Origin of the sequence: Streptomyces sp. NPDC004134 (assembly GCF_042874195.1) — a bacterium.
In the GTDB taxonomy this organism is placed as follows: domain Bacteria; phylum Actinomycetota; class Actinomycetes; order Streptomycetales; family Streptomycetaceae; genus Streptomyces.
In genome coordinates this window covers 144,179-155,508 of sequence record NZ_JBIAMS010000024.1, presented here as the reverse complement: position 1 = coordinate 155,508, position 11,330 = coordinate 144,179, and the positions used below count along the sequence as shown (strand labels likewise).

The window sequence follows — 11,330 nt, the reverse complement described above, 5'->3', positions numbered from 1 at the left end:
CAGCAGCCCTGACCCACTTCCTGCACAACTACAACCACCACCGATGCCACACCGCACTCGACGGCCAACCACCCATCACCCGCGTCAACAACGCTTCAGGGCAATACACCTAGGTGCTGCCGCCCCGGATGCCGCCCGACGGCGTCCCCGGTTAGGCATGCAGGACCGCCTGTGGGTGCCCCGGGACCCTCGTCCCCAAGCGGGGTCCCGGGGCGCTGTGCTCCCCCGGGGGCGCGGTGGGGGAGCACGTTCGGTGCCGCCGCTAGGTCTCCGTCGCCGCGTCGGCTCGGGGGTTTCGGAGGACTTGGGCGAGTTCGAGGCGGCTGGTGACGGCGTAGCGCCGGTAGAGCCGGGTGAGGTTGGCCTCCACCGCCTTGACGGACAGGTGTACCGTTCGGGCGATCTCACGGTTGCTGGCTCCCTCCGTGACCCGGGCGAGCACGGCGCGCTCCACGGCGCTGAGCGGGCGTGTGCTGCCGTCCAAGTCGGCGAGGTCCACGCGGGTGCGCAGGAGCCATGGCCTGCAGCCGGCTGCCGTGAAGTGCACGAGGGCCTCCTCGAAAGCGTTCCGGGCCGCCGCCTTGCGCCTGGCCCGGCGCTCCATCCAGCCCAGCGCGGCGTGCCCCCGGCCCCGTTCGAGCGGCGACTGCCGGCCTGTCGCCAGTGACCTGCGCAGTTCGCCGGCCGCGGCCCGCGGGGAGCCCTGCGTCGTACGAACCGTGGCGGCGGCCCGGTCGAGGGCTGGCTGGTCCGTGCCGCGGGCGGTGTTTCGGCGTGCCTCGGCCAGCACCTCGGCGGCACGGCGCGCCGAGCCGGTACGAGCCAGCGCCTCGGCGAGGTCCGCGGCGAGCACCGTACGCGGCGGGAGGTACGGGTCGTCGGAGTCGAGCCGTGCGGCCAGCGCGTGCGCATGCCAGAGCCTGGTGGCGGCCCGCGGCAGGCGGCTGCGGATCAGCTCGGCCCGTCCGCTGAGGGCGAGGGCCGTGGCGAGCCAGAACGGTGTGCTCTCCCGCTCCGCCCAGGTGATGCCAGCCTCCAGTGCCTGGAGGGCCCGTTCCACGGTGCCGTCGGCGAGTTCCGCGAAGCCGTCGCAGATGAGCGCGCCGGGCGCGTCGTGGTGCCCGGCGGTGGCGCGGAGTTCTGCGGCGGCGTGCCGGGCCGTGCGGGCGGCTGCGGGACAGTCGCCGGCGCTTTCGAGCGCCAGGGCCGAAGCCCACAGCGCCGGGGCGGCAGGTCGCGCCGGGGTCGGCTGCTGTCTGGGTGCGCGATCGTCGCAGGGCCGGTACACAGTTCGTTCGCGACCGACGTGCATGGGGACCACCTCGTGCATGAGGGCCGGCTGACAGAGGACGGGCACTGCGGACGTGTGCATCGCTGGGACGGCCATCCGCGGTAGCCAGGCTGGCCGGTGCGGGGGAGTTAAACAATTGCGGGTGCACCCGGTAGTTGGGCGCGGATCGAGACCGGGACGGGGCGAGCCGGCGTGCCTCGCTTCGCCGGGGACGATGACGCTCGGGGCAATGGGCTGGCGATTTGCGTCCGCACGATGGGCGGCGGTGGCGCCGCCCGCCGCCGCAGCGGTGAGCGGCGCCACCGCCGCGAGAGCTCAGCCGGTGATGCCGGTCGTGGAGCGGATCCACTCCCGGTGCGCGGTCACGTCGGTGTATATCGCCGCGTCGCCGACCCCGCAGGTCTGGTGGTTCTGGCCCGCGCGGCTGGTGGCACCGGCCAGTCGCCACACACTGCCGGACCTGACCAGCGCCGGCCCGCCCGAGTCGCCGTAACAGGCCGTCTGGGTCCGTGTTCCGTACACGCACAGCTCGTTGGCGGGATTGAAGCCGGCGGCGCACATCCCGTCAGGGTTGATCCGTGTGTCGAGTTGCTTGAGGATGCGCGGTGCGGGACCGCAGCCCGGGTATTGCCCGCACTCCTGCCCCCAGCCCAGCAGCCGCGTCGCCGTGCCTTCGGGCGGGGAGCCGTCCGCGATGGCGACGGGCTGGTGATTGACGGCCTGGCTGAGGCGCAGCAGTGCGATGTCGTACGGGCCGACGGAGCCGCTGTAGCGTGGGTGGCGGACGATCTGGGCGACGCCGGACAGTGTGCCGCCCGTGGCGTGGTCGCGGGAGCCGACGCGGACCTGGAGGGACGGCGCCGACTGGTTGGCGACGCAGTGCGCGGCCGTGACCATCCACTGACTGCCGATCAGCGAGGCGCCGCAGCCGTGGCGTCCGCGTATCTGCATGGAGCCCATGAACGGGTAGTTCTCGGTCGCCTGCCCGCCACCGACGATCTTCGTGCCCGGCGCGGGGGCCTCGGACGAGGGCCCCGCGGCGTACGCGGACGGTGCGGCGGACGCGATCACGGCGACGGTGGCCGCAGTGCGCAGCAGGGTTCGGAATCTCATGAGGTGTCCTCTCATAGGTGGGGGATGGAGCGGCAGCCTCGAAGGCTGCGCTGTCCTGGGAGCGCCCGCCATGAATCCGCTTGTGCGCAAGGGATCCGCAAGGGTGTGGGGCGGCCCGTCGGGGGACGAAGCGGCTCGGCTGTGGGGGCGCGGCTGGATGCGGCCGGAGCACCGCGCGGGCGGGCGGTGCGGTGCTCCGGCCGTGTTCGTCAGCCGAAGGCGATGTCGTCGAGCAGGAAGGTGGTGGCGAGGTTGGCGTCTTCCTTGCCGGTGAAGGAAAGGGTGACCGACCGGCCTTGGTACGCGGACAGGTCCACGGTCTTGCGTACGTAGTCCGACGTGGCGTTCGTGTTGGAGTACGTGGCCACGGTCGTACCGTCGACCTTCACCGCGAGGGTGTCGTAGACCGTCGTGCCGCGCTCGGCGGTGGTGACGTGCAGCCAGAGGGAGAGCGTCGCGCCGCCGGCAGGCACGGTGATGTCCCGCTGCTCCAGGTTCTCGGTCGCGGTGCGGCCGTATCCCATCATCCAGGCGTAGCCGCGGCCCGTGTGCGGCCGTGCCCGGGTGCTGGTGGTCACGATCGTGGCGTCCTCGTGCCACCCCTCGGTGCCGTTCTCGAAGCCGCCGTTCACGAGGTCTGCGGTGGGCGGCGGGCCGCCCGCGGTGACGTTCTTGGTGACGGAGCCCGTCTTGCCGTCGTTGTCGGTGACCGTCAGTTTGACCTGGTACGTGCCGGCGGAGGCGTACGTGTGCGTGGGACGCTCACCGGTGCCCTTGCGGCCGTCACCGAAGTCCCAGGCGTACGAGGCGACCGTGCCGTCGGGGTCGGTGGACGCGGTGCCGTCGAACGTGCAGGTGCTGCTGTCCGCGGGGCACTGGGAGGTGAAGTCGGCGACCGGGTTGCCGGGCGGGTCGGTGGGGATCAGGTCGGCGGTGTCGAGGAGCCGGTTGGGCGAGCCGCTGCCGGGGTTGGTGACGGTGCCGTCGGCGGCTGCCTGCACCATGGCGTCACGGATCTGCTGGCTTGTCGCCGAGGGGTTCGCGGCGAGGTACTGTGCCGCGGCGCCGGCCACGTGCGGCGAGGCCATGGACGTGCCGCTGTCCTGCCGGCTGCCACCGCCGTTGGCGGCGGAGGTGATGCCGACGCCGGTGCTGAACAGGTCGAGGCAGGTGCCGTAGTTGGAGTTCGAGGCGCGGCGGAGACTGCTGTCGACGGAGCCCACGGTGAGGGCCTCGGGGGCGGCGGCCGGGCTGTTCTGGCAGGCGTCGCGGTTCTCGTTGCCGGCGGCCACGGCGACCGGGATGCCGGTGTTGCGTACCAGGTTCTGGAGCGCCTGGTTGGTCTCGGTGTTGGTGCCGCCGGAGATGCTGATGTTGACCACGGCGGGCTCGGCGGCGTTCCGGGCCACCCAGTCGATGCCGCTGATCACGGTCGACCAGGGGGCGGTGCCCTGGCAGTTGAGCACGCGCACGGAGACGACGTCGGCCTTCTTGGCGACGCCGTACTGCTTCCCGGCCACGGTGCCGGCGACGTGCGTGCCATGCCCCTGACAATCGGAGGCGTCGGAGTCGTTGTCCGAGAAGTCGTAGCCGCTGCGGGCCCGGTCCTCGAAGTCGGGGTGGTCCAGGTCCACGCCGGAGTCGATGACGTAGGCGGTGACGCCTTCGCCGCTGTTGGCGTACGTGTACGTGTTGTCCTGCGTGCCGTCGATGCGGTCCAGCCCCCACGACGGAGGGTTGGGCTGCTCGTCGGCGGCGTGCGCCAGCGCGTCCTCGGAGACGGAGGCGACGCCGGGAGCGGCGGCGATGCGGGCGGCCTCCGCCTGGCTGGCCCGGAGGGCGAAGCCGCGGAGCGCCGCCGAGTAAACCCGGCCGACCGTGCCCCCGTGCTCGCCGGTCAGGGCCTGCGCTTCGGCACGCACCGTGGCGGATGCGGCCGCGCCCAGGGCGGGTTGGCCGTCGAGTGCGACGACGTAGCGGCCTGCCAGCGCCTCGGGGCCGCCGGAGCCTATAGTTCCATGCCGCTGTTCCTGCTGCTGCCCGGGCTGGGGCGGGGGTGCCGATACCGCCGCTGGCGCCGCCAGGGCCGACACGGCGACTCCCAGGCACAGCGTGAGCAGCAGGCGTCTGGACTGTGACACGTGAACTCCTTCGGTCCGGGACGGGGGGGAGAGAGCATGGTGCCGCCGAACAGGCTGACCGGAGGGAGTGGGTTAAACAATCACGGATGCGTTGAGTAATTGAGCGCGGCTTGTGGCGGGTGGGCAGTGGCCGGTGGCGGGGCGCGCGTCAGTCGATCGCCCGACCGCGCAGCTCCGTGCGCGTCACCGCGCCCAGCTTCCGCAGCACCCGCCCCACGTGGTGCTCGGCCGTCCGCAGTGACAGGGACAGCACCTGCGCGATGTCCTGGTTCGAGCGCCCGTCCGCGAGGAGCCGCGCCACCTCCCGCTCGCGCGGCGAGAGTTCCGCACCGTAACCGCGCCTGCCGCGGCGGGAGACGGGGCGGGCGCCGTGGGCGCGCATGAGGGCGCGGCAGCGGGAGGCGTCGACGGTGGCGCCCAGCCGGTCGTACACGCGCAGCAGACCAGGGAGCTGAGCGACCGCCGGCCCGGCGCCGTCAGCGGCCTCGCTCACCGGAGTTGCCTCGCCCACCCGCCTGGATCCGCCTGTTGAGCGGGGCCGGGTCCCCCGACCCGGCTCGGCTTCCCGGCGCGTTCCGCCGCCCTCGCCCGCCAGCCGGCTCATCACTGCGCACTCGCCAGCACGTGCCGCCAGGTACGGCGCCCGCAAGTCCTCGTACGCCCGCTGCGCCGCCTGCAACCCGGCTGCCGCTCGCGCGTGATCGGCGTCCGCAGCCGCCAGCCGGCCCCGCGCTTCGACCAGCGCGGCGGCGGTAAGCGGCGCCTCTCGGCCGGCGACGGTGTCCGCCACGGACGCCACCGCCTCGGCGGCATCCGCCTTCCTGCCGGCCGCGAGGTACGCCTCGACCGCGAGCGGCAGCAGTTCCCCCGCCCACGTGCCGATGCCCTTGGCCCGTACGAGCGCCAGCCCTCGGTCCGCGTCGCGGCACGCGTGTGCCGGCTCGCCCAGTGCCAGGCGCACCTTGACCAGACCCGCGTACCCACCGAGGACCACCGGGGTGATGGCATCCTGCGGCGCCTCCACCCCCGTGGCGGTGAACCAGCGCAGTGCCCGTGCCCAGTCACCGCGCGCCGCGGCCAGCGAGCCGAGCACGAGGGAGAGTTCACCGGCCACCGGCAGCAGGTCGCGGTACTCCTCCAGCAGCGCGGCGGCCCGCTCCGCCAGGCCGTCCCAGTCGCCGCGGAGCCAGTCGAGCCGGGCCTGCGTGGACTCGCCGGTGCTGCGGATGAACAGCGCCCCGGCCTCGTCCGCGGCCCGTACGCCCCGCTCCAGCAGCGCGTGGGCAGTGCCGTAGTGGCCGATGGCGGTGCAGGCGTCGGCGAGATTGCAGTAGATGCGGGCCTGCTGCCGCAACTCGGCGATACCCCGGGCGGGTGGCAGGCCGAGATCCGGCTCCCCGCCCGACGCCGGGTCCGGGCCCGGCAGCGCGCTGCGGTCGCCTGCGTGCAGCTTCGAGCACAGGTGGCTCGCCAGGAGCGACAGCCGCTGCTCGCCGCCCGCCGTCTCCAGCAGATCCTCCACCTGCCGCGTCCACGGCTCCAGTTCGGCATACGGGGTCGTGCCCAGGAACGGCCGCGCGAGGATGGCGACACCCGTGGATACGTGCTCGCTGTTCGCCGGCAGCTCGCCGAGCGCGGTCTCCAGGGCGCGGCGGCCGGCCCGTGCCGCGCCTTCCTGGCGTACCAGGAGCAGGCCGAGGTACAGCCGCACCCGACCGCGGGTGATCGTGGACAGCCGCGGATCGCCCACCAGCCGGTCCAGCACGGCCACCGGATCGCGCTGGTCGAGGCCGGTGTGGGCGACCTTGCCCAGCTTCAGCGCCAGCCGGTTGACGTCGGCGTCCGACAGGTGGGGCGCGGCGAGGAGGCGCTGGAGCAGCCGGGTGCTTGTTCCTGAGTCGCCCACCGACGCGGCTCTGTCCGCGGCCTGCTCGGCATACCGCAGGGCGTCGGTCTGCAACCCGGCGCGCTCGCTGTGCTCGGCGAGTTGCACCAGCGGTGTCGGCTCCTGCTCGCGCAGCGCCTCGCACACCCGCCGATGCAGCTCGCGGCGGCGGGATGCGGGCACCGTCTCGTACACCGCCTGCCGTGCCAGCGCGTGCCGGAAGGCGACAGCGCCGGCGTCCGCGGTGTGCAGCACCGCGCTGTCCAGCAGGCGGCCAAGCGTACTGCGGCAGCTCCGGGGCGCGAGCCCGGCCACGCGCGCCAGCAACTCGGCCGGCGCCGGCACGCCGAGCACGGCCGCCGCCTGCGCCAGCCGGGTAGCCGAGGGCGGCAGCTTGGCCAGCCGCTCGGCCATCGCCTCGCGGAGCAGCACGGGCACCCCGATGTCGGCCAGCGAACCTCCGTACAGGCCGGGCGCGCCGGGTGGCACGTGCTTTGCCCTTGCGGGAGCGTAGAGTTCACCGGTCGCCGCGCCCCGATAGGCCCGCAGTGTTTCCTCGATGACGAACGGGATCCCGGCCGTTCGCTCGTGCAGCTCCGCCGCGAACTCCGCCGGGACCGCCTCCGACCCGAGCACCGCCGCCGCCAGTTCCCCGGCCTGCGCTCGGTCCAGCGGGCGGAGCCGGAGCAGCACACCCGCGGTGCCCGGCGGCGGGTGGTACGCGCCGGCCAGCGGGGCCGAACCCGTCAGGTCCTCGTACCTGTACGTCAGCACCACCGCCAACTCGGGCGGGGGCGCCGCGAGCAGGTAGCCCAGAAGGTTGCGGGTGCCGGTATCCGCCCAGTGCAGGTCCTCCACCACGAGTATGGCCGGCCCGACGGCGGCGACCAGTTCGCGCACGGCGCGGAAGAGCCGCTGCCGTTCGGTACGCGGATCCCCCGCGGGCGCGGGCGGCTCCGGCAGCAACTCCGCCAGCTCGGGCAACGCCGTCCGCAGCACACCCGTGACCGGGCTCAGACCGCGCAGCCCTGTACCACGGGGAGCGGGCCGGTCGAGCAAAGTGCCCAGTGCGTCCAGCACCGGCCCGTACGAGGACGGTTCGCCCGCCGGCAGACACCGGCTGACCAGCACGCGTAGCCCGTGTACGGCGTCGGAGGCGAGGACTTCGTGCACGAGTCGGCTCTTTCCGACCCCGGCCTCGCCCTCTACCAGCACCACACCCGGCCGCCGCCGCACACCGTCTGCCAGCGCACTGAGCTCCTGCGCGCGGCCGACGAGCGGGGACAGCGCGGGGTTGCGACCGAGGGAATCGTTCACGGGCGCGATGGTCGCACACCCGGACGGCTTCGCGCCGCGCCGACGTCAGAAGCATGTGTGGCCGAACTCGTGGTGGCGGGAGCCGAAGTCAGCGGCCACCACAAGCATGCGGAGCGACTACGCCCGTACGGTGCCCTCCAGGCTGCCTCGACGGGGCAGGGCTCAGGAAGCGGCCCGTTGCCAGCAGGCCCAGCGGACTCATAACCCGTCGGCCGTGGGTTCGAGTCCCACCCGCCCCACCTGGAAACCTCTCAGAGGGATCGTTTCGACCTGCGGTTTCCTGCTGAGTTCTCATCAGCGTCCGCGCTCCGGAGAGTCGCAGAGATCGTTAGCTGGCCCGCTGCTGGCCCGAGTGCCACTCGATCTTGCGTTTGGCCGCGCCGTTCGAAGACGCGTGCCTTCAGCCCAGCAGCGCGCAGACGACAGCCATAGGACCAGGCGGGCAGTCACCGAGCAGGACCAAACCCGCGGGCGCGGGGAGCAGCGGATCATGCGGGACAACGTGGTGCTCCACGGGACCAACCCCGCGGCTGCGGGAGCACTCTTCCCGAGGAAGAGGCTGGCCAGACTCGGGACAGCCCTGCACCTGCGGGGAGCCCTCGTCCTGGGGCTCCTCCCGGCCCGGCTATGCCGGAACGGCCCCGCGCCTGCGGGGAGCACTCCGGCGGCCCGCGGGTGACGGCTCGCGCTCATCGAGGCCGGCCCGGCCGAGGTGGCCGAGGTTGGCCCAACTGTGGATGGTCGCGGCGCTGATGCGGGCGGGGCCGCCGGAGAGCTGTTCGCGGGCCCGGGTGGCGTGGGCGGCGGCCTCGACGGCGGTAGGGGCGCCCGGTACGGATGCCGCGGGCCACGGGAGCCACCCCCTATCGCGTATCAGCGTATGACTTCGGCCTCCTCCAGCTCCTTCTCGAACTCGCCCAGTTCATCCTCGAGGAGCTCGCCGGCGATGCGTTGAAGGGTCTTGTCGTCGATGCCGATGCAGGCGGCGGGCCGGTGGCCTTCGGCGTCGGTGTCGGCCGCGGCCTGCATCTGCTCCGCAATGGCGGACTTGCAGTCGGCTACGTTGCCGTCGCCGGCGTCGCTGCTACCGCAGGCGGTGAGTCCGAGCGCTAAGCCGGCCGCGGCGACGGCAAGGCTGATTCGGGTGCGCATGATCCCCCCTGAATCGGTATGTGAGGGGCATTCTGCCGGACGCGCTCGGGTTCGTCATGGGTGCGCCCTGGGCCATGGGGCCGGAGTGGACGGCGACAGGGCGCCGGCGGCGTCGGTGTCTGCAGGCGCTGCGGGTGTGGGGTAGAGGGCGGGTGCCAGCGCGATGTGCATGCGGTGATGGCGCGCAGGGTGTCGTCGTAGGCCGCGATGAGTTGGCTCTGGGCTTCGGCGATGGCGTCGCCCTGCTCAGGCGTGAGCGGCATGGGGACTGCTCCCTTCTGGCAGGCCGACGAGGCGCAACGCGCGGGCCGCGGCTGGTTCGGGGCGGGAAGCGGAGCCCGCGGGGAACCCGGGTGGGCCGTTCGGCCCATTGCCACCGCGAGGGAGCACCTTCACCCTGGTCTCGTGCCGGTCCCCGGCGGTCCTCTCCCAGTGGGTCGGCTCAGATGGCCCCGCTTGTCAGCTCAGGCAGGCTGGCCAGGGACCTCCCAAGGGGCTCCTAGGGAGTGACCGTGAGCGGGGGGCCCCACCACGTGCCGTCCGCGGTGGGGACAACCTCCGAACCCCGCAACGCCGTTGCCCTCAACCTGGCGACAGCACAAGAACTTGGTGAAGAAGGCGTCCAGGTTCGGCCTGGAGAGGCATGTTCCGCACTCCGCAAGCAGGCTGACGCCGCCGGTCTTCCCCTGGAGACGTCATACAGGCCGGCGGGCATCAGCGCTGCGCGCAGAGGCGAACGGTCAATCGCAGGGGTTGCTGTTGTAGCTGGCCGCCTTCGTTCCGCTGGCGCCGGCTGAGAAGAGGTACTTACCCTCGCCGTCGCGCACCATGGTGGTGCTGCTGCGCCATCCCTTGAAGCTGAAGGTAACGGTGGAGCCGGGGGTGGTGGACCCGCCGGTCTTGACCAGTTTGTCTTCCGCCTTGCTGAAGGTGTTGGGTCCGACCCGGCCGTCGGCCTTGGAAGGGGAGTCGACCAGGCCGTACTTCCACTGGAGCCACTTGGTGGCGTGGGTGGTGTTCGGGCCGAAGTGCCCGTCGATGTCGGCGTTGCTGAACAGGATGCCGTTCGTCTTGGGTGCGCCTTCGGCCACGAGGATGCGCTGCCACATGCAGGTGGCGCCGGAACTGCTGTACTCGCTGGCGGAGATGATTCCTTCGTCGGACCAGTCGCCCTGCCACATGTCGTAGCCGCGGATGTAGCCGTCGGAGGTCTTCGCCGAAGCCGGCGACGCGCTCACAGCCACTGCCGCGGTGACACAGGCGGCGATGATCACCCCGGTTGACCGCATGCGATTCGTGCGGATATTCACGTGCTTCCCCCTCGATCATTGGCGGTGCTCGGCTGCCCGGCGGGAGCGCGCGTACGGGCCTGCACGACGGCGCACGCGGCGTGCTCCCCCCAGGTGCCAGCCACCGTTTCACTTGATCGGAAGCGGTCACAACGCCCTTTCGCCACAGCGGAAAAGCGCAGCTCAGGCTGGCGCGGCAACCGCCCAGTTCCGCACCCGGCTCACGCAATGCGCATCGATCAGTCGCGGTCCTCCGCCCCGCTCACGCCGCCCGACCGTCAGTCCCATCGTCCATCATTCACCCGTTCGGGCGATCCGGGGCCGTGGACGACGGGGTGCTGCCCCCAGGGGCCGAGGAAGTTCCGATCAAGGGGTCATGTCGTAATGCTTATACGGAGCGGGTGAGCCCGCGCTGAAAGGCTCCGCCTACACGGCGGAGCCTTTCCTTTTGGCTGACGGAGGGGTCGCTTGCGCCGCCTTCGCATCAGTGAACGCTTCTCATCCTGTGTCGGTGGGGTGAGAGTGGGGACGTGACGCGGCAGGGCCCCTGGTCGTTGCGCTGGTGATCTCACTCATCAACGTTTCGACCCAGGAGCCCTGTTGGTCCCGTATCGTGCCATGCTCGATGTCCCGCACGAGGTCGTCGAGCACGTCTCGTGGCTCATCTACGCCCGGAGGTGTGAGCTGAAATCCCGCTGGCGCAAGCTGAGCTGCTTCCGCCAGGCCCTGCTCGCCCTGGTCCCCCTGCGTACGAACACCACGCTTGCCGGAGTCGCAGCCGGGTTCGACGTCTCGACCGCGACCGCCGGCCGCTACGTGGCCGAGACCGTCGAGCTGCTCGCCGAGCGCGCACCCAGCCTGCATGAGGCCCTGCACGACCTGCCACCCGAGGATTTCGTCATCCTCGACGACACGCTGATCGCCACCGACCGGGTGGCCGCAGATGAGCCGTACTACTCCATGAAGCACCGCAGGCACGGGATGAATGTGCAGGTCCTGGCCGCCCCGGACGGGACACCCCTGTGGCTCTCGCGGGCCCACCCGGGACGCACGCACGACCTGACGGCCGCCCGCTGCTTGGCGAGGGGCAGGCGGCGTATGAGGCCGACCTTCGAGCCTTGCTGCGCGCCTGGGATCCGACC

The 11,330-nt window shown here is 72.2% G+C and carries 6 protein-coding genes, 1 tRNA gene and 2 pseudogenes; 3 read left to right on the top strand and 6 right to left on the bottom strand.

Features of this window, described 5'->3' with window-relative positions:
• Positions 1–113, top strand: a pseudogene (locus tag ACFYVJ_RS26860) (IS481 family transposase); the annotation flags it as partial.
• Positions 114–262: 149 nt separating this feature from the next.
• On the opposite strand, the gene ACFYVJ_RS26855 reads toward ACFYVJ_RS26860, so the two are convergent.
• From ACFYVJ_RS26855 to ACFYVJ_RS26840, 4 genes are all read right to left on the bottom strand, one after another.
• On the bottom strand, positions 263–1,312 hold the full coding sequence (locus tag ACFYVJ_RS26855; protein WP_388896374.1) for a response regulator transcription factor: 1,050 nt from the start codon (positions 1,310–1,312) through the stop codon (positions 263–265).
• A 294-nt stretch (positions 1,313–1,606) separates the two neighbouring features.
• Positions 1,607–2,404, bottom strand: a complete 798-nt coding sequence (locus ACFYVJ_RS26850; RefSeq protein ID WP_388896371.1) for a S1 family peptidase — start codon at positions 2,402–2,404, stop codon at positions 1,607–1,609.
• Between the two features lie 209 nt (positions 2,405–2,613).
• A complete protein-coding gene (locus tag ACFYVJ_RS26845) occupies positions 2,614–4,545 on the bottom strand; it encodes a S8 family serine peptidase (RefSeq protein ID WP_388896368.1) in 1,932 nt (643 codons plus the stop codon).
• A 148-nt stretch (positions 4,546–4,693) separates the two neighbouring features.
• On the bottom strand, positions 4,694–7,747 hold the full coding sequence (locus tag ACFYVJ_RS26840; RefSeq protein ID WP_388896365.1) for an AAA family ATPase: 3,054 nt from the start codon (positions 7,745–7,747) through the stop codon (positions 4,694–4,696).
• 152 nt (positions 7,748–7,899) lie between these two features.
• On the opposite strand from ACFYVJ_RS26840, the gene ACFYVJ_RS26835 reads away from it, so the two are divergent.
• A tRNA-Ile gene (locus ACFYVJ_RS26835) sits at positions 7,900–7,986 on the top strand.
• A gap of 634 nt (positions 7,987–8,620) precedes the next feature.
• Here ACFYVJ_RS26835 and ACFYVJ_RS26830 read toward each other — a convergent pair.
• On the bottom strand, positions 8,621–8,899 hold the full coding sequence (locus ACFYVJ_RS26830; RefSeq protein ID WP_388896362.1) for a hypothetical protein: 279 nt from the start codon (positions 8,897–8,899) through the stop codon (positions 8,621–8,623).
• A gap of 740 nt (positions 8,900–9,639) precedes the next feature.
• Complete coding sequence (locus ACFYVJ_RS26825) at positions 9,640–10,209, bottom strand: Tat pathway signal protein (protein WP_388896359.1); 570 nt, start codon at positions 10,207–10,209, stop codon at positions 9,640–9,642.
• Positions 10,210–10,747: 538 nt separating this feature from the next.
• On the opposite strand from ACFYVJ_RS26825, the pseudogene ACFYVJ_RS26820 reads away from it, so the two are divergent.
• A pseudogene (locus tag ACFYVJ_RS26820) lies at positions 10,748–11,259 on the top strand (transposase family protein); the annotation flags it as partial.
• Positions 11,260–11,330 lie beyond the last annotated feature (71 nt).